Origin of the sequence: Sphaerisporangium sp. NPDC051011 (genome assembly GCF_040653595.1) — a bacterium.
Classification (GTDB): Bacteria; Actinomycetota; Actinomycetes; order Streptosporangiales; family Streptosporangiaceae; genus Sphaerisporangium.
This window is the reverse complement of sequence record NZ_JBFAGG010000008.1, coordinates 269,624-294,221: the sequence shown is the minus strand read 5'-3', so window position 1 is coordinate 294,221 and position 24,598 is coordinate 269,624. Positions and strand designations below refer to the sequence as shown.

Sequence of the window (24,598 nt, the reverse complement as noted above, 5' to 3'; positions counted from 1 at the left end):
GCGTACAGAGGTTTTCGCGGATTGACCTGCAGAAATACGCCGAGCCGTAGAATCCGGGAGGCGCGAGCCCGTTACCGGCGGGCTCGCGCCCCCGCCGCCCTACGCCACCTCGCGCTCGAACCGGCTGAGCAGGATCTGGGTCTGCCTCACTGCGGCCGTCATGGAGGCGATGCTCATCATGTGGTCGTGGTGCTCCAGCACCGCCTTGCGTCGTTCCCAGGCCCGGGCCGGCCCGTCGCCCTCGGCCAGTGTGTCGCCACACCACACCAGCACCGATGGCCCGAGATCCCAGACCAAGGCGTTCACCGCGCAGGCCGCCGCGGCGATCGGGTCCAGGTCCGTCATCGACCAACCGAAATCGTGCGGGTTCGTCCCCTGCTCGCGCATCACCATCGCCGCCGCGCGGAACATCCCGCCCGTCCCCGCAGCCGGTTCGTCGAGCCACCCGCCCGGCTTGGGCTGTCCCGGTTCGATCGTGAGCTTGGCCGCCGCATTGAGGATCGAGGTCAGCAGATTGGCGACGTCGGGGGGAGTGTGGATCTCGGCCAGCGCCGCGCCGGCCCCCTGCGACCGCAACCGTGTGAGGAACAGCCCCAGGACATCGGCGTCGCAGCGGAGTGCCGGGTCGGGGTCGCCGGTGATGTCCAGCAGCCCAGCGCGGATCACGGCGTGCGTGACCGCGTGGACCGCGCTGACGATCTTTGCCGGTGGGTCGGTGTCCTCGTTGAGCCAGTCGTGGATCGCCCTGGCGCAGTCGATGAGGTAGGGGTGGCGGATCCACGTGTACGCCCAGATGCGCCGATGGAACTCCAGGAGGGTCGGCGGGTCGAGGTCCAGGAGGAACGTCGCGGTGTCCACTCCGTCACGGCTCGTCTTCCGCAGCAGCGTCAGCCCGGCGACGATGCCCATGGCGATCGCGATGCCGTCGCCGGCGACGGCGTGCTGGCGGTGCCACGTCTCGGCGGCTATCTCGGCGATGTCGCTCGCCGACTTCCGCAACGTTCTGGTCCTGCGGTCGCCGTCGGCCAGCGCCGAGACCGTCGGCTGTGGGGGTGTGGCCTTGGCCGCGGTCGCGAGCGGGGACACCCGCGTCGTCGTGGCGGGCGTCGGCGCCGGGAGCGTCCCCTGAGCGGGAAGCACGTGTTGGGCGAACAGATCGAGTTGCCCCTGAGTGCGTGGCGGTTTCGCCATCTTGTTCTTCCTCTCGGCTGAAATGGAGCTGGCCCCGCACGAGGCGGGGCCAGCGGATCGACGTTCTGCTACGGGGGTCAGTTGGACAGCCGGATCGGCATGATCAGGTACAGCCAGCCCGGCGATTCGCCCTTGCCGATGAGCCCGGCGAGGATCGCCGGGTGGTGCGGGTCGGTCACCTTCAGCCGCACCTTCGGCAACTCGGCCGCGGCCAGCCCTTCCAGCAGGTAAACGGGGTTGAACGCGATCACGGTCGGCTGCCCGGTCCACTCGACCGGCACCACCTCGACGCCCTCGGAGTCATCGCCGGAGGCTGCGATCGACACCTGGCCCTCGGTGAAGGACAGCCGCACCGGGGCGTTGCGGTCGGCCATCAGGACGACCCTCTTGACCGCTTCCACGAACGGCCGGACCGAGATGTCGGCGTGCGCGGTGAAGTCGGTGGGCAGCAGCGCCCGGTAGTTCGGGAACTCCGGGTCCAGGAGGCGGGCCGTGGTGCGGCGGCCGCCGCCGGACAGGCCCAGCAGCCGGCCGTGCTCCCCCTCGGCGAAGCCGACCTCCACGCGCTCCACGGACTCGAACGTCTTGGCGGCGGCGGTCAGCACCTTCGCCGGGATCATCGCCGTCGTGGCGAACCCGGGCGACGCCGCCTGCCACGGCAGGTCGCGCACGGTGAGCCGGTACCGGTCGGTCGCCGCCATCGTGATCGCGCGGTCGCCGACCTCGGTGTGAACGCCCGTTAGCATCGGCAGCGTGTCGTCCTTGCCCGCCGCGATGGCGGCTTGGGCCACCGCGGCGGCGAACACCTCCCCGTCGACGTGCCCGCACACCGGCGGCATCTCCGGCAGGGCCGGGTAGTCCTCCACCGGCATGGTCGTCAGCGTGAACCGTGCCTCGCCGCATTTCACGACCACCTTGACGCCGTTGATCCTCACGTCGACCGGGTGCGGGGGCAGCGCGTTGGCGAGCTCGGCGAGCCGCCGCCCGGGGACGAGCACCGTCGCGGTGTCGCGGGAGTCGACGTCGATGGTCGCCTCGGCCGACACCTCGTAGTCGAACGAGGACAGCCTCACCTGGCCGTCGGCCAGGTCGAGGCGGATCCCGGCGAGGACCGGGACGGAGGGCCGCGTCGGCAGCGACCTGGCGGCGAACGCCACCGCCGCGGCGAACGGGCTGCGCTCGGCGATGAACCGGGCCTTCACCGGGGCGGGCGGCTCGACCTGCGTGCCCGGCAGCGGCTCGGCGGCCGGGTCGGTCTCCGGCTCGATATCCGCCTGGTGTTCGGTTTCCGGCTCGGGGGATTCCGCGGCCTCGGTTGGCGTCTCGGGTGCGGGTGCCTCTTCCTGCTGGGGCTCGGTTTCGGCCTCGGGCCCGTCCTCGGGCACCGCCTCGGTGTCGGGTGCCGCCTCGGTCTCGACCGCAGGGGCGGCCTCCGTCTGCGGCTTGGCCGCGGGGGCGGTCTCCGCTGCCACCTCCGGTGCGCTGGCCGCCTCGGTCTCCGGTGACACCTCGGGCTCGGCCGACGGCTTGGTGCTCTCCGCCTTCGGTGTGGCCGTGCGCCTGGCCTTGGCCGCCGGCCTGCTGTTGGTGCGCGACATGTTGATCTCCTCCAGGGGATCAGAAAAGGGGTGCGGGGCCCGCCCTTGCGCGGGCCCCGAGGGGGGAGAGGCGGCGGCCCCCGCCGCCGCCTCAGTGAAAATCAGCGGATGAGCTTCCACTGCTCGCGCAGCGGCTTGTCCTGCTCAGAGGTGGCGCTGATGACCGCGAACTCGACGCGGCCGAATCCCTCCCGGTAGACGATGCAGGCGAGGGTCGTGTCGTCGATCGCCACCGTGTAGGTGTAGTCGCCGACGCTCACCTCGACGCGTCCCTCGGGCTTTTGGCCGACCAGGATTCTCTTCATCGGCTGGGATGGGGCGAGGGTGAAGACCTGGTCGCTGTTGCGGTCCTCGGTGATGTCCACGCTGTCTCCTTGGTGGTTGGTGGGTGAATTTCTTATATCTTCATCATAGTAGATTATGCCCATGCCGTACAGTGGTTTTTGCCGTTTGACCTGGGAAAACGCTGATGAAGAAGGCGACCAACCGAGCCGCGGACCAGCGACCGGTTACGCGTTGAGGTCGATCACGTGGAGCCGGTCGGCCTCCACGAGGTCGGCGATGGTGTCCGGGTCCGGCGCCCACCCGGAGGGGACGAACTCGACGCCGAGGGCCACGAGGGACCCGCGCATCAGCGCCTTCAGCGCGTCGGGTGAAACGCCGTTCAGGTCCACGGTGGCGACCACGGTGGCGACTTCCTTCAAGGGACTCTCTCCTTCGGGGATAAGGGATGGCGGCCGCCCCGATGGGCGGCCGCCGGGCGGGCTAGGGGAGGAGGTACCAGTAGCTCTCGGGGAGCTGGCGGGTCACCTGGCCGTACATGCCGGTCCGCTCGACCTGGTCCTTGGTGGCCTTGTTCTCGAAGATCCAGGCGCCCTGGCCTAGCGGCTGCTTGGCGTGGCTGGCCACGTAGCGGTCGGTGTTGATGTGGGCGCGCATGGCGGGCTCCTTGGATGGGTAGTGGATCAGTTCTTATATCTTCATCATAGTATACTTTGATCTTGCCGTACAGAGGCTTTAGTCGTTTGACCTGGGGAAATATGGCCGCCCGGCCTTCCCGTGCGTTCAGGCGGCGCGCCGGGTGGCGGCCGCGGACAGGATGGCGACCGCCGCGCGGTGGTAGCACGCGCGCTGCTTCATCCCGGCCGGGCACGTGCACGCGGCCTCGTGGACGAGGTACGTGGCCGAGCCGTCTGAGCTGACCGCCGTGTAGATCCCCGGCCGCCTCCGGCTGGGGAGGATCCCGCCCTGCTCGATCAGCTCGCGCGCTTTGTCGACCTGGGCCGCCTTCCAGTCGCGCAGGTCGGTGGCCAAGGTGATCGACCAGCGGCCGCCGGCCTTGACGGCGGTCAGCTTGCCGCGCTGGGCCCAGCGCTGCGCGGTGCGGAGGGAGACGCCGAGCGCGGCGGCCGCCTCGCGGGTGGTGATGTTGATCTCGGCGTTCATCTCGCCTCTCAGGTGACTGGAATCGGAGTGTCTATATCTTCATCATAGCAAACTGTGTATGAGAATGAACAGGTCAGCGCCGCGAGTGATCAGGGAAATCGGCGCGTCCGAGCAGCTCACGCACGGCCTCCGCCAGCGCGTGCCCCGCGTCGTGCTCCCCGTCACCGCTCGGATCGCCGGCGGCCGCGTCCCAGGCCGCCAGCAACTCGCCGAGCTCCCGCCTCTTGGTGCCCGGGATGAGCACGCCGACCTCGGGGTCCGCGACCACCTCGACCACGTCGGCGACGTCCTGGCCGTCCTCCAGCGCAGCAGCGCACACGAGCCAGGAGCTGGGCGCGTCCTTCGGGCAGTCACCGAAGTAGTGCCGCAGCCACTGGCGGCCGGCGAACGGGAACCGCTCGACCTCGGCCGCGGGGACCTGCACGGTCACCCTGCCGTCATCACCGACGACGCCGTTGCGGCGGGCGATCCAGGCGGTGTCCCGGGTGCGGACCACGAAGTCCGTCATCTCGGCTTCCCCGTTCCTTACGTGCCTGTCCAGGAACCCCGCGATCTCGGTCTCGGTGTGCTCGCCGACGATGCGCTCGGATGTGATCACAATCAGCTCCTTCTCGATGTGGTGGGGTAGGGCCGGTGGCGGCGGGTCAGTGCTCTTCATCCACCGGCTCGTCCTGCGCGCGGTTGACCTCCACGGCATGCCGGATCAGCAGCCCAGTCACCGCGCGGGATCGGGATCCGTCAGGGTCCTCGTCCTCGCCGTCGACGAACGGATCGGCGTACGCGAACCGCTTCACCACGGCGGCGATCAGCTTGCGCATGCCCGCCACTTCCGTCGCGTCGCGGGCGGCGTGCGTGACCAGGACGTAGGAGACGGCGAAGTCGTCGGTGTCCTCGCACACGGCCAGGGGTGATCCCAGCGCCGCCTCGAATCGGGCGGCCATGTAGACGACCTCCATGATCCCGGCGAAGAGCGAGTTCCGGCCGTAGCGGATGAACCTGCCGGCCACCTGCTCGTTGGTGAGGCCAGGCGGCAGGACGGTCATGATGTCCCCAGGGCGAACAGGTCGAGCTGAGCGTCGGTGGCCTGGCCAGGGAACCCAGCCTCTCCGGGCAGGATCGCCGCCGGGTCGAGGGTCGGGCAGGGGCGGCCCCGCCACAGCCGTTCCGCGTGGTGCACGCAGCATGAGCCGAGGTGCCACTGGCACCCGTCCACGACACGGCCGCCGGCGCGGCGCGCGAGGTACCAGCCGCGGTTGTGGCTGGACAGCATGATCCGGGCTTCCGTGATGGAGCCGGCCGCCTTGACCCAGGTGTAGGTGTGGCAGCCGTCGACCTCGCAGTGCACCACGACGTAGGCGACCTTAGCCGCGGCCGCCTGCGGGTCGATCGCGGCCAGCAGGGCCCGGGCCGCCGTGACCATCTCCACGCCCTCGAAGGAGCGGTCGTCGTCACATGCCGTCATGCCCGGGTGGTCCGCGCAGGACAGGACGATGCGCGCGCTCACCGTACGTTCCCGCTGCGGAACACGAGCCGCTTGATGACGCCCGTCCGATACCGGTACTGGCCCTTCGTGATCGCGTCGTCCTCCCAGTACGCCTTCTCCAGCTCCGCAGTCCTCGCCTCGTAGTACGCCGCGAGGACCTGGCCGATGGTCGGGCTCTCGCCCCGCCGGACGGCCCGGGCGAACTGGAACACCGCCTCGCTGATCTTGTCCAGATCGTCCTCGAGCAGGCCGGTCATCCCACGCTTCTTCAGGTCCTCGACGGCCTCGGCGAGCGTCCATCCGTCGGCGCCGTTGGGGATACGCATGTCGAGGGTGATGGGGGCGCTCATCAGCACTACCTTTCTGGGCTGGTCGGGTGCGTCCCTGGTGACCGGCGGGCGCTGGACTCCGGGCTCCAGCGCCCGCCCGCCGACTAGGCGCGCGAGGCGAGCTCGCGGACGTCGCCGGTGACGCGGACGAAGTCGTGCGGCATGTGCTGCACGGTCTCGCCGTTGCCCAAGAGGATGTCGAGGGCCTCCTCGGGCAGCCACGGGTCGGTGGTCGGGTTGATGTCGGCGATCTCCGCGTCGTGGATGTCCAGGTAGTCGCCGTTCTTGAGCTTGCGGGCGCGGAGGCTGACGGTTTCGATCCCGAGCATTTGGGCTTCCTTCCGGGGTAGGTGACACAATCGGTTATATCTTCATCATAGTAAACTGGATCTTTGCCGTGCAGGGGAAAGGCCCGGGTGACCAGCAGAAATACGGCCGGCCACCCGGGCTCACCACCGGTTCAGCTCGGTCGGACTTCGACCCACACCTTCTCCCGCAGCTGCCGGTTCAGCCTGTCCAGCTCCCGGCCGGTCAAGGGCCCGCCCGCGCTCGCCACCGCCCCGGGGAACTCGGCCACGACGCGCACCCGGCAGTCCAGGGAGTGCCGGCGCTTCAGGCGCCCCCAGTCCGACCAGCTCCGGATGTTGTCGACGTAGTAGTGGAGGTCGATCAGCTTTCGGTACCACTCCACCAGGAGTTCGTACACGTTGAGGACCTGCTGCTCCAGCATGTGCGTGCAGGCGGTGCGTGCGGTCACCCAGTCGGGGTGGCGGTGCGCACCGTTCTGGACCCACAGCGACTCGCACATCGCGTCGACCGCCTCCCTGACGGCGTCGGCGGCGGGCACCTCGATCGGCGGGATCGGGAGGCAGCCGCCGGCCGGGTGGGCCTCGGCGAGCGCCTTCCTGACGTCGTCGCGGGCCGTGGTCAGCAGGGGCAGTGCGCGCTCGTACCGGGCAGTCTTGGTCTTGTAGGGCATGGCGCTCTCCGTTCGAGGGTTGGCAGGGGCGCGCATCTCAGGTGCGCGCCCCTGGGATCGGTCGGTGGTCAGCGGGCCAGCTCGGCGGCCGCGGCCTTCTTGGTGCGTGCCGGGTAGCTCAGGGGGGAGCGCAGGGCGCTCGAGTAGGCGAACCAGCGTTGCTGGCCCTGGTGGTCGCCCTGGCGGACGTAGCCGCGCAGCTCGTCGTTCACGTAGACCGACTCGCCTCGCCAGTGACCTTCGGCCTTGATCTCGATGTTCATCGCAGTGTCCTTTCGGGGAGAGAAGCGCGAATTTCTATATCTTCATCATAGTCCACTGTGATTGTGTCCGTACAGGGTGACAGCCCTGTTGACCTGCGAAAATACGCGAAAGGGCGCGCACCGTACGGTGCGCGCCCTCGACTTCGGCCGATCAGGACTCCGCTGGCTGCTCCGGCTCGTCAGCGGCCGTCTTGCGGGCGCCGAGTTTCCGCGACCGCTGTAGCTGCAGCCGCTCGGCGGCGCTCGGCTGCACCGCCACGCTCCTGGTCTCCTCCAGGTACGGCAGATACTTCACGATCGCGTTGGGCTGATCCATCCCGATCTCATCGGCGATCAACTGCCACGTGACACCGGCGTCTCGGGCCGCGGCGATCGCTTTGATCTCGTCGAGCTCAGCGTCAAAGATCGCCTGGTGGGCCCGCTCCAGCTTACGCAGAGCGACGCTCTCGTCCTTCGGGCTTGCCTCGGTACGGAACGGGAGCTTCCCGAACTTGCGGCTGGCGTTGGACTGCGCCATCTCCACCGCGTCGGCGATCAGCCGCCACCTGACGCCGGCCGCGCGTGCCTCCGCGACGGCGTCCCGCTCGGCCTGTACCTTCTCCGCGATCCGCGCATGAGCCGCGCGCACCTGGTGCAGGGTCTTGACCTGCTTATCGGCGCTCATGGCCTGAGCATCGCACACTATGGACAAGACATCAAAGGCGCGCCGCTGAAGGACCTCGCTGAGCGTGAGTTGCTGGGCCCAGGTGAGCCGGATGCCGAGGAGGCTGCGGGGGATGAGGATGACGTCTCCGCGTGGGCATGGGAGGACGTCGTAGGGCGCCGGGGAAGTCATGGTGGCACAACCTTAGGGCCGGGCGGGGGCGTGATCTTCCGGAATCAGCGGACGCCGTCGCGGATCTCCTGAAGCTCACTTCCAGTCGTCGCCGCAGTGCGCTGGCCACGAGGGGCACCCAGGGGAGCCCATCCCCCCGGCAGTTCGCGGGCCAGGTCTCGCGGGCAGCTCGTCTGCAGCTTCGCCACCGTTAAGGGTCCTGCCGTTCGGGCAACGCCAGGCGATCAACCCTGGCGCCCGCTCGCCAAACACGAACGTACGAGGTCAAAATACACCTGAGGTTACGCGTTCACGCATCCGACGAAGGATGTCCTGGGCGCGGTCCGCATCGCGCCGTGCTGAGGCGGCGGACGCTTCGGCCTGGCGCTGCTTCGGCTCCATGCGTCGCCGCCAGGCAGCCATCATGACGAGCGTCGCCGCGTTGACCGCGATCGCCAGGACGGCCAGCACGATGCTGATGCTCATTGGACCGGCCTCTCCCTGAGCACGTCGTCGGCCGCAGACGTCAGGAGCGCAGCCGCAGCCGAGATCTCCCGCACCTGCTCGGCCGGCAGCACGGCCAGTACGGCGGACAGCTGGTCGAGGTCGCCGCGGAACGCCCACCCCATCGCGCCCTGCGCCGACAGAATCCGCCCTGTCTGCTTCAGGCCCTCCCCGAGCTTGGCGCCGGCCTCGGCGAACGCCTTGACCCAGTCGGGTTCCTGATCAGCCACGTGCACCCACCCCTTCCGCTCGCCTCGGGTCGAGCTGCCAGTAGCCGATGAGTCGACCAAGACGCTGCCGCAGCCACTCACGGATCTCGGGCTCCTGTTCGCGGCGCACGGGCGCGGACCACGGGTAGACGCGTTCCCGATTCGGCATGGCCACCATGAGCGTGAGGCTGTCACACGGACGGTCGTCGTCAGGCGGGTACCAGTCCCACCAGATGATCACGTTCAGGTCGTTGTCGTACTCGTCGGCGTTGTCACGTAGCTCGTCCCACGATTCGAACCATTGGTCGTCTTCGGTGAATGGGCACGGCCGGCCGTCTTGGTTCAGGTCCCAGAGAGGGATGTCGTCCACCGTGGCCGAGGCGGGCGGTAGACCGCTCATGCTCGGGTCTCGACCTTCTTGATGCCGCCGCGCATATTGGCGACCACCTTCACCGGCCGGTCGCCGGGGACTCCGGCGCGCATGGCCTCCTGGACGAATGCGGCGAGTTCGTCGAGGGTCATGCCGGTCTTGGGGTCGGTGGCGGTGCTGGCCACGTTGGTGCTGATGGTCACGATGCTTCCCCTCTCGTTCGCGGCCACCACCCGAACAGGGCGGACAGCGTGAGGTAGCCAGTTCAGGGGGCTGGATTGGATGGGATTAGCGCGATGAGCGCCTCGTGGAACCGGGTGTGCTCCGGCTGCCAGCCGTCTACGACGGCCACCCCACAGGCGCTGCACAGGACAAGCCCATCCACGCCGAAGCCCTGGTAAGTCCTGTCCGCTTCGAGGTAACTCACGTCATCTCCCGGGATTCTCGGCAACATCACGTTCCGTCGTTGACGGTTGGCCACGACCAGCTCGCGCGGGGCGACGCCGAAGCTCCGGCCGTCCTCCCACTGCACGTGCACCGTGCACCAACCCGAGACGTCCGGCCGGTACACGACGCCGTCGGCGCGCGGCGCCACCGTGCCGGCCAGGTCCAGGAAGTAGTGCCGGACCGGGGTGCCGACCGGGAGCAACTCGGCGGCGCGCTTCGGGGTGAGCTTCCCGAACCTGAGCTCGCGGTGCGGACCGAGCGGCCGGACGCGGGCCAGCAGCCGGAGGGCGTCGGCTGTGGCGGGGATCTGGCGGCCGAGCCGCCGCAGCGCGTTGGCGACCGGCTCCACGTTCAGGGCCGTCATGCCTCGGGTTCCAGGGTGTAGGTCACCGAGCCGCCAGGCGCGGTGTCGGCCTGCATCAACGGCCGTCGCTGCCCAACCCGTTCCAGCACCTCTGCGGGGATGACGACGCGGCCGCCGGCCATGTGGAGAATCGCGGCGATGACCATGTGCGCGTCGCGGAGCTGCGCCTCGGTGCTCATACCTCCATCGTCCTCTGCGGTGATGGGCGCACACCAGCATCGAGGCAGGGGGCGCACATGGCCACGTCGATCACGCCGACGCTCGGCGACTCGTACCGGCGGGTGCCGGCGGCCTCTCCCTCGCAGATGCCCATCCGGTCGCCGTGGCGGCCGACGCACAGGCAGTTGCATGACCGGAGCAGCTCAGTCTCACCGCGCTGGTGCGCCTCGATCAGCGCTCGGCCCTCTGGGCTGTTCGCGAAGGCGATCAGCTGCTGCACAGCGGGGGATCGCGCCCACGCGGAGAAACCATGCGCTATCGACTCGGCGACCGGGCGCATCGCCTCGCTGGTCTCCCGCATGGCAGCGGCGACGCCCTCAAACGCCCTGCGCGCCGCCTCGGGGTCGACACGCACCTGCGGCGGAGGGGGCAGCGCGACCAACCCGGCAGCCGTCATTCCGTTCACCTGCTCGACGAAGCGCCGCAAGCCGAGCGATTCGCTGAAGCGCTCGACCGCCTCGGCATAATCCTGGATCGGGGCGAGACGCGAGTAGCGTCGCTTGGGCTCCTCGGCGGTCCACTCCATGGCGTCGTCACTGCCGTACCAGGCGATGACGTCGTCGATCGCGGCCAAGGTCTCGTCAGGGTCGCGCGTCATGTCTGCCGCCCCGCGCGCACCAGCTGGGCAACGGCTGGTGCGGTGGTGTGGAAGATCTGGGCGATCGCGATACGGCGCGCGTCGGAGTGGGGAACATCATCGAGCCGGTCGAGGGCGGGCTGAAGCGCCGGGCTGAGGGCGGGCAGCGACGCGGCCAGCCGCAGGAACATCTCGGTGTGCGGGCTCTCCGCGCCGTGAGCGTTGAGGTCGTCGAGCTGCTCCCCAACGGTCCGCTCATCCATGCCGAGGTCGACTGCGGCGCGGACCAGCTCCGGGCGCAGCTCGTCCAACCACCCGTCCCGCTGCGCCGTGTCGGTCGGCTTTTCGGAGTCGTGCATAAGGTCATCCTTTCGTCGCTTCGCCACCGGTGGCCACGACCTGCTCACTGGATTGAAACGTCCGTTCAGGCATCTCGGGGCCCCTCGAGGCGGTGCTGTGCGAGTTCTGCGCGGGCCTGGTCCCGCTGCCGCGTGGTGTCGAGCAGCCAGTACACCCACAGCACGTCGAACAGGCTAGGGAGCGCGTTCGCCGCCCGGTCCCAATCCAACGCAGCAGCAACAACGCGTGCGGCGGATCCCAGCAGCCCGGCCCAGAAGACGAGCTTGAGCAGCATCACATCGCTGCTGCTGGACGGAGCGACGACGACGCTGGCCAACTGGCGCACCACGGCGAGGGCGCTCAACACGACACCTCGGCGGCGATCTCCATCAGGACCTGGCCGTGGCACAGGTCGGGCTGGCGCGGCTCCGGCAGCGCGCACCCGCACGCCAGGTCCCGGCCGGCGAGCTCGCGCCGGATGTCGTCCAGGGACGGGTACGCCTCGCCGTAGCGCTTGTTGCGCAGGTCCCACTCGAAGAACTTCACCGCGAAGTACCGTGCCGTCTCGATGAGCGCGTAGGCCGGGCCGCCGTTGCGGTTCATGGGGCTGCCATGCACGCGGTACATGACGGGGACATGGCGCCCACCAGGCTCAGGTGTGATGCGGATGGGGCTGGCCCACTTGGACGGTACATCGACGAACACGGCACCCTCGGGCAGGCACTGTCCCTCTGCAAGCTGGATCCTCTCAGGCATCGGGGCCCGCCCGGCGGGACGTGGCGGCAGAGCTGAGCCGCGCGCGGGCCTGCTCGGCGCCGTCAGGTGTCAGCCGGAAGTAGCAGCGCCTCGGCCGGCCCTCCTCGCGGGGATCGAGGTCTTCCAGGCGGGAGGTGAGCCAGCCGCGGCTCTCCAGCCGACGGAGCATCGGGTACAGAGTCCCGCTGTCCAGGCCTGTGCTCGCCATCAGCTGCAGGCCGTACAGCTCGCGCGTCGGGTCGGCGAGCAGCGCGGCCAGTACGGCGGCGGTGGGCCGGGTCAACCGCAACGGGCCGAGCCGAGAGGCACGCTGCGCGACGCTGCTAGCCACGGCTGCCGCCTATGTGCCAGGTGAGCGTTCCACCGGGGGCCAGCCGACACAGGACGCAGTCGCGCAGCCACTCCCAGAGGCGGTCATCGGTCTGGTCGACGTGTGGCGCGATGACAACCGCCCGGAACGGGCGGCCGCCGAGCGGGGTCCCCACGCCCACGGCCTTCGCCCCGGGAGTGTGACGATCAGCGTACGCGGCTGCCTCAGGGGTGGTGGAGGCGATCACCAGGATGCCGCCCCCGGTCTGCCCCTCGGAGACGGCCGGAGCATCGGGCATGAACGCCCGTTGGACTGCCTCGATCACGTGCGCAGGCCTGTCTGGGCGTTCGGCCGGGAGGATCCCGGCCTGCTCCTGGCCGTCGATGGCGGCCAGGACTTTGCCCGGCGGGAACGCCCTGTCGAGCGCGGCGAGGATCCGGCGGGAGTCGAGGGTGAAGTTGCCGCCCATGAACTGGCTTTTACGCAGGATGCCGAGCACGACCGGGACGCGTGGGTCGTCTTTGTCGCACAGCGGGAACTCACTCATTGCCGCCTCCGGTCTGCTCTCTCTGCGACGAAGCCCCACACAGGCAACCCTCGACGCAGCGGCGAGGGGCCAGGTCTTCGAGGTCTTCGATGTCGTGCAGCACCCCAGGGTGCGGACAGGGCGGGGTGCTGGGGCAGCGCCACCAGGTCATGAGCCGCCTCCGGTCTGCTCGCCGTCGGCCTGCGGGGCGGGAGTCGGCTCGTACGTCTCGGCGAGCACGTCCCAAGCGATGGGGTAGAACTCGCCTTTCACGCCCTTGACGACCCACTGGCCGACGTACACCGTGACCCACGTGTTGTGCAGTTCGTCGTAGACGTGGGCGTCCTCCCATACCCCCGTGATCTCCTCGGGGAGCAGGAACCGGCACTCGCCGGTGTCGCGCTGCCCTACGAAGGCCTTGACCGCCTCGGTGTTGGCCCCGGTCCACTGGACGGCTTCGACGGTTACGGGCTTCTTACGGAACATCGTGGGCATGGGTGTCGCCTTCCTCAGTTGCGGGATCGGGGGCTGCTCGCCGTCGGCGGGGACGTCCAGAGCGGCGAGAAAGGCGCGACCTGCGTCGCCAGTCGCAACGTCTGGCGTGATGAGCCCTCTCTGGCCGGCAGGGGCGAAGGAGGCCAACTCCTCGGCTAGGGCCCGGCCCCTGGCGAGGGCAATCTCAGCCCGCTCGGCGCGGCGGTGCTGGACTTCCCCGTAAGCGGCAGCACTGTCGGCCGCATGGTGCAGGTCGCGCCTGCCGATCTTCATGGCGCGGAGTTCGGAGCGGAGGGCGGCGAGCTCGTCGTCGCGTACGGCCGCGCACACCTCGGCCGCCTTACCGCAAGTCACTCGCTCCATTTCGACGTGCCCGTCCCCGGTCACGGAGAAGCGCCCCATGCTCGCGCCGGCCAGATCGCTCAGGTTTGGCGCGGGCCTGTCGCCGTACGGCTTGTGCGCGTAGTTGAACCCCTCCCAGGTGAAAACCGCGGCGAGCGCTTCGGCGTACCGCTGGCGTAACTGCTGCCGTGCGACCTCGTCGGCCTGGCCCTGGGCGGCCTCGGCCGTGCACTCGATCGGGTCGTCGTCGCCGGTGCCGTGCTCGTGTGTGGGCTGGTCGGTCATGCTCCCTCATCTGTTGCTGATGTAAGGCTTTCCGCAGGGTTTCGCAGGGCCATCACGGTTCCGTCCCGGCGACCGCCGCGATCTCGCGCGGCACGATCGTCTGCAGCCAGCCCGGCCACGCCGCGCGCACCGCGGCGTCCACCACGCGCGCGAACCGCTCCACCACCACGGCGTCGACGGACTCCCGGTGCGTCAGCTCCGGCAGCAGCGCGAGGACCGCCGCTAGCAGAGCGTCCGCGGTGCGCCGGATCACCTCGGCCAGCATCGCGCCCTGCTGCTCGGCGAGCTTGACCTGCCGGTCCGCGATCCCCATGTCGTGCGCGGCCTTGGCGTACCTGACGACCCGGTCGCGCTCCTGGCCCTCGAGTAACGTGAGCGCCCGCGCGGCCTCGCCCGACACGTAGACGCCGACGTCCTTGGCCGCGCCGCGCGTGTGCCCGACCAGGCCCCGGCCGTCCCCGAGCTCCGGGTCGCCGAAGCCACCCGAGTCCTCGTCCTCCTGGGCCTTCGTGAACTGCCGCTCCAGCAGCGAGGCGTACAGCTCGGCGCGCAGCACCGACATCTGCAGCATCGCCATCACCGCTTCCGCCGGCGCGACCGTCATCTGCCCCGGCGCCGCGCGCCACGCCGACATGGCAGCCTCGCCCTTCGCCTTCGCGACCTCGACCGGCACGCCGGAGTGGTTCACGCACGCTTTCGTCCCGCGGATCGCGAACGCGTGACAGCGGGACGCGCGGCGCTTGGAGTTCTTCGAGCACTCCCACCGCGCGTGGGTGTCGCACCACACGGCGCCGGCCTGACGCATCAGGTCGTCACGTCCCATGGGGGTCGTCACGGCTGCGGCTCCTGGGGCTGGTCGAGGGCGGCGGACAGGACCCCCCGGATGCGCGCGGTCTCGGAGTTGTTGAGCGTCTCCAAGTTGCCCACGACCCGGTCGATCTCCTGTAGCGCCACCCCGTGGACGTCCAGGGTGGGCGAGGGGTCGTGCTTGCCGGGGTCGTATGCGATGTCAGCCATCGCCGTCTCCGGGCTCATGGTTGCGCCTGTCACCTCGTGGTCGATCTGGGCGCACGCGTTCAGCGGCAGCTGCGCGCCATCGACGTGGGGCCGGATCCATGACCCAGGACCGTCGACCTCCACCAGCGCACCCACAGGCCACACCGCGGGCTGCGGGTCCTGCCCCTCGGGGACGGCGATCCGGTCGAGGGCGTAGTCAATCAAGACCGCGCCGCACCACGCGCAGCGCTGGCGGAGCTGAGCGCCGACCTGGACGTTCAGGCCGGTGATGTGCACGACGCTGTCACTCACCGTCGCCTCCGGTCTGCCTACCGTTGGCGGGTCGGTCCTCGTGCGGATGGGGAGCGGCGGTGTACGCCGCGAGGATGTCCTGGCAGGTCTTGGTGACCGTGAGCCAGGCGAGGCGCTCGGCCGGGTTGGTGGCTGCGGCGGCGCGCTGGGTGGCGTCGTCGCGCCACGCGTGGGCGAGGTGCTGGATGTTGGCGAGGGCGACCTGGGCGGCTTCGTGGTGGCGGGCCGGGTCGGCGTTGACGCACTCGGCGCCTGGGACGCGGCCGGCGCAGACGGAGCAGGCACGGCAGGGCACAGCGAGCGGGAGCGGCGAGATGAGGAGCTCGACGTGGCGTGGCGTCGGGGTCATGGGAGGAGGGCCTTGGGGTCGGCGCCGTTGAGGGTGGCGAGGAAGCTCGCGCAGACGTGGCCGACTGTGCGCCAGATGGCGTGCTGGTGCCTGTCGGCCGTGTTCCCGTGCTGCATGGCGGCGCCGCGCCAGGCGGTGGCCAAGTATCTGGCGTTGGCGAGGACGTCGGTGCCGTCGCCCTCGCTGGTGGGCCGGGTCACGTACAGCCCGTTCGGGGTCACGTCGGTGGTGATGGGGAGGACGTGGTAGCCGGCGGCTTGGAGCGCGTTGCCCCAGCGTTCGAGGATCTTGCGTTGCTCGGTGAAGGTGAGGGGGAGGCTGTGGACCACGGTGACGAGGATGGCGAGCGGCGGTCCGGGCAGGGGTTCGATCTCGTAGCCGTCGCCGGTGGGGGAGTCGATGGCGGCGGTGTGTCCGGCGTCGGCGAGGGCGCACCAGACCGCGGCGGCGAACTCGCTGGGGTCGGTGCCGGTCGTCGCGCTATTCAGCGACGTCCAGGCCACCGGTCCGCCGAAGCGGCGCTCGAAGTCGGCGTGCATGAGGATGGACAGGTGGCCGCCCTTGATGCGCTTGGCGTACCAGGCGAGGACTTCGGACCAGGTGGCGGCGTCGGGGTGGGGGCTGGTGTTGAGGTGGCGGGCGAGGTCTTCGGCGAGGTGCTGGCACCAGGCGCGGGCGTTCAGGTCGGCGGCGATCAGTTGGTCGCGGTGTGCCGCTGTGATCGTCTCTGTGGCCTCGGGGGGCAGCGTCGTACCGGGGTGCGGGTCTTCGGGCGCCTGGGGGGTCTCTGGGGTCCGCGTGGGGGCATCGGAGCTTGATCGTCCGGCGTTGATTTCGGCGGTGATGAGGGAGGCGATCTCCCGGTAGGCGAGGACGGCGATGGTGCGGGGGTCGGCCTGGACGGCGCCGCCGATCGGCAGGGTGGGCAGCTCGGTGTAGAGGCGCTGGGCGAGCCAGTCGCCGTGACTGCCGTTGGTGTCCTCGATGGCGCGGGCGCGGGCCTCGAGGTCTGCGGCGATGCGCCGGCGTTCGATTTCGGGGGTGGCGATGGCCTCGGTGGTGTCGTCGAAGCGGGGGGCGATCATGGTCGGTCCTTTCGGGTGAGGGTGGTGCGCGCGGCTGCGGCATCGCGGGCGGCGGTCTCGGCCTGGGCGCCGGCGTGCCACCACCGGTAGGTGTCGGTGCCGTATTTGGTGATCTCAGGCATGTTCGCCCCATCCGTCGCGGGCCGGGCGGTACGGCGCGTCCGGGAGGCGGCGGTCGTTGACGGCGGCCCACCACCCGGCGCAGACCATGGCCCCCAGGGGCATGCCCTTGGCCCACGCGACGGGCGCGTACGAGCCGTCCACGACGGGCATGCCGGTGTGACAGAAGAACGCCTTGTCCAGCGGCGGTTGCGCGTCTTCCTCGGGTGCACCCGGGCGGAACGCGCAGCTCCCGCAGGCCTTACCCATGACGGCGGGGGGCGTCGGCGTGGGGCGCAGTTCGGCGCCGGCATCGGCCCAGATACGGCCGATCTCGGCGGTCAGGGCGCCGCGGCCGCCGCACTCGGGACAGGTCGGCAGACCGGCCGCCTGGCCGTCGCCGTCGCACACGGGGCAGACCCACGGGTAGATCACGACGTCGTCGGGTGACGGCGCGACCTCGGCTCGCGGCCCGCACACGGTGGCCACGGCGGCGGCGACGATCTGCCTGAGCTCGGCGTCGGGGGGCAGGGGCGGCGCGTCGGCACCGGTGGAGGAGGTCGGCGAGCAGCGCGCCCAGCATGCGGGCCGGGCCGATCCGGACGGGAGAGGTGGGCATGGTTCCTTCTTCAGCGGCGGTCGCGTCGCGGGAGCCTGGTCCGGCGGCGCGGGCGAGGGATGTAGAGGGTCAGGCCGGGCAGCGGCGCCTGCCGCTGCCGCGGGGAGCAGTCCGGGGAGGTGGCCACGTGCGGGACGACGCGCTCCTCGTACTGCTGCACGGGCATCGCGTCCTCCCCGTGCAGGGCGCGGGAGCGCCAGCCGCCCGGGGCGGCCCGCCAGATCGCGGTGTTGCCCGCCGGGTCCGGGTGCGGGTTGACCGCCAGGCGGCGGCCGTGGTCGGTGATGGTGATGAGCACACGTACCCCGCACCCGTGCTCGCATGGCGTCAGCTCGTAGTGGTTAGGGATCACGGTGGCCTCCGTACGCGGGCGTGACGAAGTCCCTGATCCGCCCGCTTTCCTCGAACATGTGTTTGTGCGCTCCTCTCATGATCACGGACATCAGACATGGGATCATCCGGTAATCCAGGGGGTGAGGTCGTCGGGGAGGACGAGCTGGCCGGTGACGTGGCCCGGGTCGCGGACTCGGATCGTGCGGGAGATCTGCAGTCGCCGGCCGGTGATGCCGAGCTTGCGGCGGCAGCCGGAGCCGAGGCCGAGCCGCAGCGACAGCGCGTCGGTGATCCGCCGGCGGCACTCCCGGCAGCGGTGCCGGTGCCGCCGGGCCCGGCGGGCCAGGCGGCGCTGCTCGACCGCGTCCCAGACCGGCAGCGTGGTCCGGTCGACGAGCAGGACCGCGCGCCCGGTCATGGGCCCGGCCTGCTGGGCCTGGTGGGCGTGAGCAGGCGGTTGTTCGCGTCCTCGTCGACGGTGCGGCGCTCGGAGCGCACGCGGTCGCGCAGCGTCTCGCGGGCGATCAGCGCCGCGAGCCACTCCTGACCGGCCAGGGCCCACGCGGCGCGCGCCGAGGCGGTCTCGGCGCCGCTCGGCGCGTACCGGCGGCGCGCGTCGTAGGCCTTGGAGGTGCTCTCGAAGGTCGCGCGCTTGTCGGCGTGCTCGCGGGTGGCCTGGTCGTATTCGGCCTGCAGTTCCCGCAGCTCCTTGGCGAGGTCCATCACGCCTCCTTGGCGAGGTCGTCCAGCGTGGCGCCGAGGTAGGCGAGCCCGGCCTCGAAGTCGGCCTGGTCTTTCGCGGTCCACGGCCGGTCGGTGCACCAGCACTCGGGGATCCCGTGCTGGAGGCAGGCGTCGCCCTGGGCGACGTCGCGCCCGAGACGTCCAAGCGCGGCCCGGGCCTCGGGGATGTGCTGGTGCTCGGGGTAGCGGTGCTCGTCGATGACCATCCGGACGTACCGGGTGACCGCCTCGGCGCCGAAGCCGGCGGACAGGGCGGCGCCGATGAGGTCGGCGAGATGTCGCCGGACCCAGCGGGGCGCGGCCGCGTACCGCCGGGTGCTTGCGAGGATCTTGCGAGCGAGGAAGTCCACCGGTTGCGCCGTAGGCGCCGTCGCGGACGCTCGCGCGTTACGGTCCTGCAGCTCGCCTACGGCGAGAACCGGGGGGAACGACTCATCTAACGAACCACGAACGGACCGAACGTACGTGTCCCCAACCGCTGGGGGTCCTTGCTCCAGCGGTTGGGGTTCACCGCTCCAGCGGTTGGGGTTCACCGCTCCAGCGGCTGGAGCAGAAGCGGCCGGAGCCTGCTCCAGCGGTTGGGGTTCAAGCCGGGGGGTGCCGCCGTGCAGGATGCACGGCCCGACCCCGGGGTGCGCGGTGCCGCGGCCCGGCTTGCGCGTGCAGATCCCGCCCTTCCTGGTCGGCTGCCCGCACTTCGGGGACTCCTCCTTCGGCTCGGCGAGCGGGTCGGTCTGGGGCCAGGCCAGCCGGTAGACGCTCGGGCGCTTGTGGCGGCGGCGGACCAGAATCCAGCCGCTCGCCTCCAGGTCGTCGAGGGAGTCCCCGACCGTGGTGACGCTCAGGTTGAGGTCGGCGGCCAGCGAGGCCTCGGAGGGATCCCACTCCTTGCGCTCGCGGCCCTCCATGTGGATGTGGAGGCGCTGGGCGACGTCGATACGGGAGGACTCCAGGGCCTTGGCCCTGCCCATCCTGTAGAGCACCAGGATCCACTGGAGGGCCCTGGTGAGCTTGAGCTGTTGGGCGCTCAGGTACGCGCGGACCCACCCCGGGGCCTCGGCGTCGTCGATGGCCACGCCATGCGGCGGTTGCATGACTGTTGATGTCCTGTCTACTCGAAGGCCTGCGAGTGGCGGGGCGGGGCGGTATGTCGGCCGTCCAGCCATGCCGCGGCGCTGGCCCGGGTGCGCTCGCTGGCCATGCCCCGGCGCATCTGCTTGATCGTGTTCATGGACAGGTCGGTGGCGACGCAGACGCGCCACCAGGGCCAGCCGAGCTGGCGCCGGCGGGTGTCCATGGCTGCGTGCATGGCGATGACGTCCGCGGCCCCGCCCCCGGATCGGGGGCCGCGGACGTCAGGTCATCGGTCACCGCGAGCGCCGTGGCGTCCGGGTGCTGGCGGGGCGCCGGGGGACGGGCAGGCGGTAGCCGAGGTGCACGAGCCCCAAGACATCAACCACGGCTGACCTCCGCCGGGTGTTGCCGCAGGACGCGGACACGTTCGGGGTGGACAATTTCGCCGTCCTCCGGTCCGCGCCAGTGCGGGTCGATCCACTTCGGGCGGTGCACGCCTCTGCTCGGGTACCACTGCTGGCGCCAGAACCCGCGCACGGGGAACCTGACCGTGAGCCTCCGGCCGGTCTCCTCGCCCGCCTGGTCGCCGTCCTCGGGCCGGACGTCCGCTTCCTGGTCGCGTGGCACGGTGTTATACCGGCGCGGCCGCGCGTCCAGGATCCGGATGTCCCCCGTCGGAAGCCCGGACCGCTCCAGCTGTCGGCGAAGGCCTCGCCGGATCGGTTCGGTCCGCTGATAGACCAGCGGCTGACGCATGAGCAGCAACGCCGCGAGCAGGTGCTTGGCCCAGTACGAGGTGTAGGCGGGCTGGTCCTTGGCCTTGAGATCGGCCTCCAGAGCGGCCCGTCGCGCAGGGTCGGTCTCGTACTTGATGCCGTACTCGTTGTCGGGGATCAAGCGCACATGGTCGGTGAGGACGTGCTTCCGGAACCGCTCGTCCCGGGCCTTGGCGAGCCATTCGGCGCGGGCGCGGTAGAAGCTCATCCACACACCGCCCGACTTCCAGCCGCCGTTCGAGTCGTAAGGTCCCCACGTGGCGGCGCTGATCCCGATGTGGTCGTGGGTCTCGTCGAGGGCCAGGCGGCCGTCCACCCAGACCGGACCGCCGTGGTCGGGGCGGTCGTACTCGACCATCGGCGCACCGAAGACGACGAACCCCGCAGGGGACGGGAAATCGCCGGCGGTGGGCGGGAAGGCGGGCATCGACTCGGCGGCCGCCCTGACGATCGCCGCCATCTCGGGGGTGACGTAGTACAGCTCCGCGGACCGCAGCGTGCGGGTCTCCTGCTCGACAAGCATCTCGGCGTAGGCGGCCATCATGCGCGGATCGCCGTTGAGCTCAGGTCGGCCCATGAGGGTTCCGGCGTCGTGACTCATGGTGGCGTGGAAACGGTAGCCGCGGCCGTCGCCGAGCCAGCCCAGCAGATCCCGGCGCAGCGCGGGGACGTCGGCCGCCTCGAAGCTGGATATGGCCTCGTGGTCGTCAAACATGGTCGTCCTCGTCGTCCTCGTCGTCCTGGTCGTCGTCGCCGGGCGGGGGCGGGGCGGTGAGGGCGGCGACCTCCCACCGGCTGACCGGCGCCGGGCGGGACAGCCGCGCGACGGCCAGCGCCGTCTCCGGCGTGGTGGGGGTGATCGCGTAGACACTTCCGGGGCTGTAGAACTGCGTCGCCGACGGGTTGCCGTCGGCCGCCGGGATCTCGAAGCCGGTCTTGTCGGTCATAGAAGCTGCGACTCCTCGATGGTGTTGGGCGTGGAGCAGGCCGGGCAGACACGGCCCGCCAGGCCGGGCGGGCCGGGTTGCCACAGCTCGGCCGGGTCGGTGGTGTCCTCGCCGCACCGGGTACGGCTGTCGCCGTCGGGGATGTGGCCGTAGGCGAAGGCCCGCCGCGCCGGCGCGATGAGGTGCATCAGGCGATCGCCCCCGTCCGGTCCGGGGCGGTCTCGTCGAGCCAGGTCTCGACCTGCTCGCGCAGCACGCGGTGCAGCCGGCCGGTGCGCATGTTGCGCAGGCTCATCACGTTGGTGTGAAGGCGCGGCGCGACCTGCGGCCAGGTGAGGCGCAGCGCATCCTTCCTGTCCTGGACGTCTCGGTAGAGCTCCTCGGCCGGCTTGGGCGGGGCGGCGCTCTGCGATGAGGCCAGCCAGTCCTCCACGAGGACCCTGGTCCGTAGCGTCGCGCGGTCCGTGGCCAGCAGGCGCAGGCTCTCTGCGCTGACGCCGACCTGATCGGCGACGTCCTTCCACGTCAGGTCGAGGCGGCGGCGCCGAGCGTCGACCGCGGCGTGCAGGATCGGGCCAGGCCGTGCGTCGCCGTCCGGGCTGACCTTCGGAGTCGAAGCGGTCTTCTCGCTGTGGATGCTCACTCGCCCGTCAGCACCGATCAGCCAACCCGGCTGCCGGGTGGCCAGCGTGCGTACAGAGCGCTCCGGCCAGCCGGTGAGCCGGGCCGCCTCCATCACGGTCCGGCGGCCACGCAGAAGGCCGAGCACCCGGCCAGGCGGAGGCAAAGTCCTCATGAGGCAGCCGCCTCCACCTCGAGGAGAAGCCGCATCCGGTAGGCGCCGACGACCCGGGGGTTGCGTGTTCATGACAGCGCCACCGCCAGGGCGCCAGCGGCGATCGCGATGAACATCGCCCCGGCCGACAGCGCCGCCGCCACCAGCGCGCCGTCTACATCACCGGCCCGCCATCGGCTCCGTCCCCACCGCGCGGCGGCGACCGCCAGACCGATGAAGATCGCCAGCACCAGTACGGCCCTCATAGTCCTCCTTCCTCGATACGGGTGTGGATGTCGTCCAATGCCTCGACCGGCAGGTAGCCGTCGGCGAGGTGGAGCTCCTGGCGAGCGCGGGCCGACATCATCAGCTCCCCGAGCCCGTCGACGACCTCGGCCGCGTTGAGCCGACCGTCCTTCTCCTGGGCCCGCAGCGTGGCCAGGTCGTCGAGCAGGCGATCATGGCGTGCCGCCTGCTCGCTGTTCCGGTCGCGCAGATCGGCGAGGTCACCGTCGCGCCTGGCCAGAGCTGCGCGGAGATCGCGATTGGTGGCCTGCGCCGCGTCGCGCTGCTGCCGCGCCAGGTCGCGCTCACCGGTCATCAGGATGAGCGCCCGCACGGCGAGGGCCCTGGACAGCAGGGCGCGGATCGGCGACGGGCGGCTCACAGGATCCTCCATTGCTCCTCCCGCAGATGGGCGACGGTGGCGTCGAAAACGGCCTGCTCCTCGGGAGATAGGGGAGGGCCGACCTCGGGGTGCTCCTGGCACTCGGGTACGGGCACGCCGGGAGGCGACGCCCTGACCGTGGGCGTCCTGTGCTTGCGCCGGGGGCGGCGCCGCCGGCGCGCGGAATCCCACGCGCCGGCGACCACCGCGACGATGACGCCTACGGCGATGCAGGCCACGCCGAGGATGAGCGTGGTCGTCTCCCGGTCCTGCTCCAGGTGCAGGACCGGGGTGATGACGTCCTGGGCGTCGGCGAGGTGCCGCAGGCGCGTCACCGTGGTTCACCGGTCTGCGTGCGCGGCAGGACGGGGATCGCGGCCCGCGGGCCGATCGCCATGCTCCACGTGCCGCTCCACGCGATCCGCGCCTCCGCGCCGAGCTGGCTTTTCAGGCTGCCGGTGTAGGGCGTGAACTTGTCGATGCGGTAGTGGCGGCCGAGGTGGACGATCACGTCCCCGAGCACCAGGTCCTCGCCGGGGAGCGTGCCGTCCCGGTAGACAGGGTCTCCGGGCGCGCCGAGCTGGTGCCGCTGACGCTCGATGTGGTCGCGCCGCAGCTGCGCCTCGCGAGCGGCGAGCTCGGCGCGGCGCTGCCTCTGTTTCTCCGCGTTGTAGTCGCGCTTGGCTTTCGCGCAGGGTTCGCACGGCTCTTCGTTCCGGCGGATGTGCCTCTTGTAGCCCGCCGGTGTGCCGTGCTCGATGCCCTTCTCCTGGCTGATGACGCTCATACGGGTGCCTCCGCGTGCATCGGGCAGACACCGAACTCCGAGCACACGCACGAGAAGGGCGGCGCGCCGTCGCTGGAGGCCTCGGCAGCGGCGTCGAGTTCGCCGATCAGCACCCGGACCTGCTCGACGCAGGCGCTGCACAGGTCCACGCCGAACAGGTTCGGCACCCAGACACAGCCGCCCTCGCAGGCCGCTCCCTCGGTGCACCCGCACAGGCGGCAGGTGGCCACCTGGACGTCCTCGCGGGCGAGCTCCACCAGGGGCCAGCGCTCCCGGACCTCCTGCACGGTGGGACCGGCGCCGCCGAGCGCGCGGCGGGCCCGCATGGTGAGGAGCTCGGCGCCCCGCAGCGCCTCGCTGCTGGTGACGGGGCCGGGGCTCAGCAGGACGTACCGCAGCAGCCTGTTGATCGCCTTTGCTTCGCTGACCGTGGCCATCAGCGTCCGCCGTCCGTCACAACCACCACCGGCGGGACCGGGGCCGGCGAGGGGACGGTGCGGTCCGCCAGCGCAAGCCGAGAGGCGAGATAGAGGACGGCGACAACGGCGGCGATCAGGATGCTGGCGCCCGTGAAACCCAGGCCGGTGCCCCTCATCCGCGCGTCCCGTTGGTGGCCCCGTTGAGGTGCGGCCCGGTGGCGAGGTCCCGGTACAGCTGCGTCGCGAGATCGGCGGCGCCGGGCACCGGCGGCATCACCGTGGTGTCGCCCAGCCGGTACGGCGGCGGGCCGACCATCGGACGGCCGTTCGGCGGCGTCGGCTCCGGGGCAGCCACCACCACGGGCTCGTCCTGCGCCGCTGCCTGCTCCGAATCCGGGGCCGACGACCTCGCCGCCAGGGCCCGGGCCCGGGCCTGCGCACTGTCCTGCTGTCGCGCCCGCGCGAAGGCGATCAGCATCCGCCACTGGTCGGCGTCGCGCCTGGCCTTGAACGCCTCCTCGTTGAGCCTGGCGGCCTCCTGCTGGTGCTTGGCCGCCTCCTCGCGCTCCTTGCCGCTGCGCCCGGCGAGTTCGTTCGCCTGCTCATCGGCGAATTCCATGCACTTGACGAGGTGATCGATGGTCGCGTTGGAGAACTCCACGTCGTCGAAGAGGTTCACGTCGTCGGTGTGGGCTTCGATAGGCCGGTCCTGCACTTGGCTCTCCTCTTGCTGGGGGTGAGGTCCCCGCGCCCGGGGATGGCCGGGCATG

48 protein-coding genes are annotated in these 24,598 nt (G+C 70.7%); all 48 read right to left on the bottom strand.

The features are described 5' to 3' along the window. Positions 1 to 99 precede the first annotated feature (99 nt). Positions 100 to 1,191 (bottom strand): N-6 DNA methylase, encoded by a 1,092-nt coding sequence (locus AB0H21_RS20775; protein WP_358518742.1) that lies wholly within the window; start codon positions 1,189 to 1,191, stop codon positions 100 to 102. Positions 1,192 to 1,268: 77 nt separating this feature from the next. After that, positions 1,269 to 2,789, bottom strand: coding sequence for a DNA polymerase III subunit beta (gene dnaN, locus AB0H21_RS20770; RefSeq protein WP_358518740.1), 1,521 nt, complete (start codon positions 2,787 to 2,789; stop codon positions 1,269 to 1,271). A 101-nt stretch (positions 2,790 to 2,890) separates the two neighbouring features. Continuing rightward, positions 2,891 to 3,154: a hypothetical protein gene (locus AB0H21_RS20765; protein ID WP_358518737.1), complete on the bottom strand. Its 264-nt coding sequence runs from the start codon at positions 3,152 to 3,154 to the stop codon at positions 2,891 to 2,893. Positions 3,155 to 3,298: 144 nt separating this feature from the next. Next, positions 3,299 to 3,493: a hypothetical protein gene (locus AB0H21_RS20760; protein WP_358518735.1), complete on the bottom strand. Its 195-nt coding sequence runs from the start codon at positions 3,491 to 3,493 to the stop codon at positions 3,299 to 3,301. 61 nt (positions 3,494 to 3,554) lie between these two features. Continuing rightward, positions 3,555 to 3,728 carry a hypothetical protein gene (locus tag AB0H21_RS20755; protein ID WP_358518732.1) on the bottom strand — a complete coding sequence of 58 codons (174 nt, stop codon included), beginning with the start codon at positions 3,726 to 3,728 and terminating at the stop codon, positions 3,555 to 3,557. 126 nt (positions 3,729 to 3,854) lie between these two features. Beyond that, complete coding sequence (locus AB0H21_RS20750; protein WP_358518729.1) at positions 3,855 to 4,235, bottom strand: helix-turn-helix domain-containing protein; 381 nt, start codon at positions 4,233 to 4,235, stop codon at positions 3,855 to 3,857. A gap of 73 nt (positions 4,236 to 4,308) precedes the next feature. Continuing rightward, complete coding sequence (locus tag AB0H21_RS20745; RefSeq protein WP_358518727.1) at positions 4,309 to 4,833, bottom strand: hypothetical protein; 525 nt, start codon at positions 4,831 to 4,833, stop codon at positions 4,309 to 4,311. Positions 4,834 to 4,879: 46 nt separating this feature from the next. Next, positions 4,880 to 5,278, bottom strand: coding sequence for a hypothetical protein (locus AB0H21_RS20740; protein ID WP_358518725.1), 399 nt, complete (start codon positions 5,276 to 5,278; stop codon positions 4,880 to 4,882). Then, positions 5,275 to 5,739, bottom strand: a complete 465-nt coding sequence (locus AB0H21_RS20735; protein WP_358518723.1) for a hypothetical protein — start codon at positions 5,737 to 5,739, stop codon at positions 5,275 to 5,277. Before AB0H21_RS20735 ends, AB0H21_RS20740 begins: the two co-directional genes overlap by 4 nt. Beyond that, entirely contained in the window at positions 5,736 to 6,068 is a 333-nt protein-coding gene (locus AB0H21_RS20730; protein WP_358518721.1) for a hypothetical protein, read from the bottom strand. Before AB0H21_RS20730 ends, AB0H21_RS20735 begins: the two co-directional genes overlap by 4 nt. Before the next feature lie 83 nt (positions 6,069 to 6,151). Next, the gene (locus AB0H21_RS20725; RefSeq protein WP_358518718.1) at positions 6,152 to 6,376 is read right to left on the bottom strand and encodes a hypothetical protein; all 225 of its coding nucleotides are present in this window, start codon (positions 6,374 to 6,376) and stop codon (positions 6,152 to 6,154) included. Positions 6,377 to 6,507: 131 nt separating this feature from the next. Beyond that, positions 6,508 to 7,026, bottom strand: coding sequence for a hypothetical protein (locus tag AB0H21_RS20720; RefSeq protein WP_358518716.1), 519 nt, complete (start codon positions 7,024 to 7,026; stop codon positions 6,508 to 6,510). 68 nt (positions 7,027 to 7,094) lie between these two features. Next, complete coding sequence (locus AB0H21_RS20715; RefSeq protein ID WP_358518714.1) at positions 7,095 to 7,289, bottom strand: hypothetical protein; 195 nt, start codon at positions 7,287 to 7,289, stop codon at positions 7,095 to 7,097. Between the two features lie 151 nt (positions 7,290 to 7,440). Further along, entirely contained in the window at positions 7,441 to 7,953 is a 513-nt protein-coding gene (locus AB0H21_RS20710) for a hypothetical protein (protein ID WP_358518711.1), read from the bottom strand. Between the two features lie 435 nt (positions 7,954 to 8,388). Then, complete coding sequence (locus AB0H21_RS20705) at positions 8,389 to 8,589, bottom strand: hypothetical protein (RefSeq protein ID WP_358518708.1); 201 nt, start codon at positions 8,587 to 8,589, stop codon at positions 8,389 to 8,391. Then, complete coding sequence (locus AB0H21_RS20700; protein WP_358518706.1) at positions 8,586 to 8,837, bottom strand: hypothetical protein; 252 nt, start codon at positions 8,835 to 8,837, stop codon at positions 8,586 to 8,588. Before AB0H21_RS20700 ends, AB0H21_RS20705 begins: the two co-directional genes overlap by 4 nt. Beyond that, positions 8,830 to 9,216: a hypothetical protein gene (locus AB0H21_RS20695; RefSeq protein ID WP_358518704.1), complete on the bottom strand. Its 387-nt coding sequence runs from the start codon at positions 9,214 to 9,216 to the stop codon at positions 8,830 to 8,832. The genes AB0H21_RS20700 and AB0H21_RS20695 overlap by 8 nt, the downstream gene beginning before the upstream one ends. Beyond that, entirely contained in the window at positions 9,213 to 9,389 is a 177-nt protein-coding gene (locus AB0H21_RS20690) for a hypothetical protein (protein ID WP_358518702.1), read from the bottom strand. Before AB0H21_RS20690 ends, AB0H21_RS20695 begins: the two co-directional genes overlap by 4 nt. A gap of 62 nt (positions 9,390 to 9,451) precedes the next feature. After that, positions 9,452 to 9,997: a hypothetical protein gene (locus tag AB0H21_RS20685; protein WP_358518700.1), complete on the bottom strand. Its 546-nt coding sequence runs from the start codon at positions 9,995 to 9,997 to the stop codon at positions 9,452 to 9,454. Continuing rightward, positions 9,994 to 10,176 carry a hypothetical protein gene (locus tag AB0H21_RS20680; protein ID WP_358518697.1) on the bottom strand — a complete coding sequence of 61 codons (183 nt, stop codon included), beginning with the start codon at positions 10,174 to 10,176 and terminating at the stop codon, positions 9,994 to 9,996. The genes AB0H21_RS20685 and AB0H21_RS20680 overlap by 4 nt, the downstream gene beginning before the upstream one ends. Further along, the gene (locus tag AB0H21_RS20675; RefSeq protein WP_358518695.1) at positions 10,173 to 10,814 is read right to left on the bottom strand and encodes a hypothetical protein; all 642 of its coding nucleotides are present in this window, start codon (positions 10,812 to 10,814) and stop codon (positions 10,173 to 10,175) included. Before AB0H21_RS20675 ends, AB0H21_RS20680 begins: the two co-directional genes overlap by 4 nt. Next, the gene (locus tag AB0H21_RS20670) at positions 10,811 to 11,152 is read right to left on the bottom strand and encodes a hypothetical protein (protein ID WP_358518693.1); all 342 of its coding nucleotides are present in this window, start codon (positions 11,150 to 11,152) and stop codon (positions 10,811 to 10,813) included. The genes AB0H21_RS20675 and AB0H21_RS20670 overlap by 4 nt, the downstream gene beginning before the upstream one ends. Positions 11,153 to 11,217: 65 nt before the next feature. Further along, on the bottom strand, positions 11,218 to 11,496 hold the full coding sequence (locus AB0H21_RS20665) for a hypothetical protein (RefSeq protein ID WP_358518691.1): 279 nt from the start codon (positions 11,494 to 11,496) through the stop codon (positions 11,218 to 11,220). Continuing rightward, complete coding sequence (locus AB0H21_RS20660; protein ID WP_358518688.1) at positions 11,493 to 11,888, bottom strand: DUF4326 domain-containing protein; 396 nt, start codon at positions 11,886 to 11,888, stop codon at positions 11,493 to 11,495. The genes AB0H21_RS20665 and AB0H21_RS20660 overlap by 4 nt, the downstream gene beginning before the upstream one ends. Then, entirely contained in the window at positions 11,881 to 12,219 is a 339-nt protein-coding gene (locus tag AB0H21_RS20655) for a PadR family transcriptional regulator (protein WP_358518685.1), read from the bottom strand. Before AB0H21_RS20655 ends, AB0H21_RS20660 begins: the two co-directional genes overlap by 8 nt. Further along, positions 12,212 to 12,745: a hypothetical protein gene (locus tag AB0H21_RS20650; RefSeq protein ID WP_358518683.1), complete on the bottom strand. Its 534-nt coding sequence runs from the start codon at positions 12,743 to 12,745 to the stop codon at positions 12,212 to 12,214. The genes AB0H21_RS20655 and AB0H21_RS20650 overlap by 8 nt, the downstream gene beginning before the upstream one ends. A gap of 147 nt (positions 12,746 to 12,892) precedes the next feature. Next, positions 12,893 to 13,846 (bottom strand): hypothetical protein, encoded by a 954-nt coding sequence (locus AB0H21_RS20645; protein WP_358518681.1) that lies wholly within the window; start codon positions 13,844 to 13,846, stop codon positions 12,893 to 12,895. 52 nt (positions 13,847 to 13,898) lie between these two features. Next, complete coding sequence (locus AB0H21_RS20640; protein ID WP_358518678.1) at positions 13,899 to 14,681, bottom strand: hypothetical protein; 783 nt, start codon at positions 14,679 to 14,681, stop codon at positions 13,899 to 13,901. Beyond that, positions 14,678 to 15,154 (bottom strand): hypothetical protein, encoded by a 477-nt coding sequence (locus tag AB0H21_RS20635; protein ID WP_358518676.1) that lies wholly within the window; start codon positions 15,152 to 15,154, stop codon positions 14,678 to 14,680. The genes AB0H21_RS20640 and AB0H21_RS20635 overlap by 4 nt, the downstream gene beginning before the upstream one ends. Beyond that, positions 15,147 to 15,503: a hypothetical protein gene (locus tag AB0H21_RS20630; RefSeq protein ID WP_358518673.1), complete on the bottom strand. Its 357-nt coding sequence runs from the start codon at positions 15,501 to 15,503 to the stop codon at positions 15,147 to 15,149. Before AB0H21_RS20630 ends, AB0H21_RS20635 begins: the two co-directional genes overlap by 8 nt. Then, positions 15,500 to 16,588 carry a hypothetical protein gene (locus tag AB0H21_RS20625; protein ID WP_358518671.1) on the bottom strand — a complete coding sequence of 363 codons (1,089 nt, stop codon included), beginning with the start codon at positions 16,586 to 16,588 and terminating at the stop codon, positions 15,500 to 15,502. The genes AB0H21_RS20630 and AB0H21_RS20625 overlap by 4 nt, the downstream gene beginning before the upstream one ends. Continuing rightward, a complete protein-coding gene (locus AB0H21_RS20620) occupies positions 16,585 to 16,710 on the bottom strand; it encodes a hypothetical protein (RefSeq protein WP_358518669.1) in 126 nt (41 codons plus the stop codon). Before AB0H21_RS20620 ends, AB0H21_RS20625 begins: the two co-directional genes overlap by 4 nt. Next, positions 16,703 to 17,176 (bottom strand): hypothetical protein, encoded by a 474-nt coding sequence (locus tag AB0H21_RS20615; protein WP_358518667.1) that lies wholly within the window; start codon positions 17,174 to 17,176, stop codon positions 16,703 to 16,705. Before AB0H21_RS20615 ends, AB0H21_RS20620 begins: the two co-directional genes overlap by 8 nt. Before the next feature lie 140 nt (positions 17,177 to 17,316). Next, positions 17,317 to 17,658, bottom strand: a complete 342-nt coding sequence (locus AB0H21_RS20610; RefSeq protein WP_358518664.1) for a hypothetical protein — start codon at positions 17,656 to 17,658, stop codon at positions 17,317 to 17,319. A gap of 102 nt (positions 17,659 to 17,760) precedes the next feature. Next, complete coding sequence (locus tag AB0H21_RS20605; RefSeq protein WP_358518662.1) at positions 17,761 to 18,057, bottom strand: hypothetical protein; 297 nt, start codon at positions 18,055 to 18,057, stop codon at positions 17,761 to 17,763. Beyond that, the gene (locus AB0H21_RS20600; RefSeq protein WP_358518659.1) at positions 18,054 to 18,362 is read right to left on the bottom strand and encodes a hypothetical protein; all 309 of its coding nucleotides are present in this window, start codon (positions 18,360 to 18,362) and stop codon (positions 18,054 to 18,056) included. The genes AB0H21_RS20605 and AB0H21_RS20600 overlap by 4 nt, the downstream gene beginning before the upstream one ends. Next, complete coding sequence (locus tag AB0H21_RS20595; RefSeq protein ID WP_358518657.1) at positions 18,362 to 19,477, bottom strand: hypothetical protein; 1,116 nt, start codon at positions 19,475 to 19,477, stop codon at positions 18,362 to 18,364. Before AB0H21_RS20595 ends, AB0H21_RS20600 begins: the two co-directional genes overlap by 1 nt. A 17-nt stretch (positions 19,478 to 19,494) precedes the next feature. Further along, positions 19,495 to 19,680, bottom strand: a complete 186-nt coding sequence (locus tag AB0H21_RS20590) for a hypothetical protein (protein ID WP_358518655.1) — start codon at positions 19,678 to 19,680, stop codon at positions 19,495 to 19,497. A gap of 155 nt (positions 19,681 to 19,835) precedes the next feature. Next, complete coding sequence (locus AB0H21_RS20585) at positions 19,836 to 20,948, bottom strand: hypothetical protein (RefSeq protein WP_358518653.1); 1,113 nt, start codon at positions 20,946 to 20,948, stop codon at positions 19,836 to 19,838. Beyond that, the gene (locus AB0H21_RS20580; RefSeq protein WP_358518651.1) at positions 20,941 to 21,180 is read right to left on the bottom strand and encodes a hypothetical protein; all 240 of its coding nucleotides are present in this window, start codon (positions 21,178 to 21,180) and stop codon (positions 20,941 to 20,943) included. Before AB0H21_RS20580 ends, AB0H21_RS20585 begins: the two co-directional genes overlap by 8 nt. After that, positions 21,177 to 21,368, bottom strand: coding sequence for a hypothetical protein (locus AB0H21_RS20575; RefSeq protein ID WP_358518648.1), 192 nt, complete (start codon positions 21,366 to 21,368; stop codon positions 21,177 to 21,179). Before AB0H21_RS20575 ends, AB0H21_RS20580 begins: the two co-directional genes overlap by 4 nt. After that, complete coding sequence (locus AB0H21_RS20570) at positions 21,368 to 21,976, bottom strand: hypothetical protein (RefSeq protein ID WP_358518645.1); 609 nt, start codon at positions 21,974 to 21,976, stop codon at positions 21,368 to 21,370. Before AB0H21_RS20570 ends, AB0H21_RS20575 begins: the two co-directional genes overlap by 1 nt. A 68-nt stretch (positions 21,977 to 22,044) precedes the next feature. Further along, the gene (locus tag AB0H21_RS20565) at positions 22,045 to 22,221 is read right to left on the bottom strand and encodes a hypothetical protein (RefSeq protein WP_358518643.1); all 177 of its coding nucleotides are present in this window, start codon (positions 22,219 to 22,221) and stop codon (positions 22,045 to 22,047) included. Beyond that, positions 22,218 to 22,622 (bottom strand): hypothetical protein, encoded by a 405-nt coding sequence (locus AB0H21_RS20560; protein WP_358518641.1) that lies wholly within the window; start codon positions 22,620 to 22,622, stop codon positions 22,218 to 22,220. Before AB0H21_RS20560 ends, AB0H21_RS20565 begins: the two co-directional genes overlap by 4 nt. Continuing rightward, positions 22,619 to 22,957, bottom strand: a complete 339-nt coding sequence (locus tag AB0H21_RS20555; protein WP_358518638.1) for a hypothetical protein — start codon at positions 22,955 to 22,957, stop codon at positions 22,619 to 22,621. The genes AB0H21_RS20560 and AB0H21_RS20555 overlap by 4 nt, the downstream gene beginning before the upstream one ends. Further along, positions 22,954 to 23,409, bottom strand: a complete 456-nt coding sequence (locus AB0H21_RS20550; RefSeq protein WP_358518636.1) for a hypothetical protein — start codon at positions 23,407 to 23,409, stop codon at positions 22,954 to 22,956. The genes AB0H21_RS20555 and AB0H21_RS20550 overlap by 4 nt, the downstream gene beginning before the upstream one ends. Continuing rightward, on the bottom strand, positions 23,406 to 23,846 hold the full coding sequence (locus AB0H21_RS20545) for a hypothetical protein (protein WP_358518634.1): 441 nt from the start codon (positions 23,844 to 23,846) through the stop codon (positions 23,406 to 23,408). Before AB0H21_RS20545 ends, AB0H21_RS20550 begins: the two co-directional genes overlap by 4 nt. 154 nt (positions 23,847 to 24,000) lie before the next feature. Then, on the bottom strand, positions 24,001 to 24,543 hold the full coding sequence (locus AB0H21_RS20540; RefSeq protein WP_358518633.1) for a hypothetical protein: 543 nt from the start codon (positions 24,541 to 24,543) through the stop codon (positions 24,001 to 24,003). Positions 24,544 to 24,598: the final 55 nt, after the last annotated feature.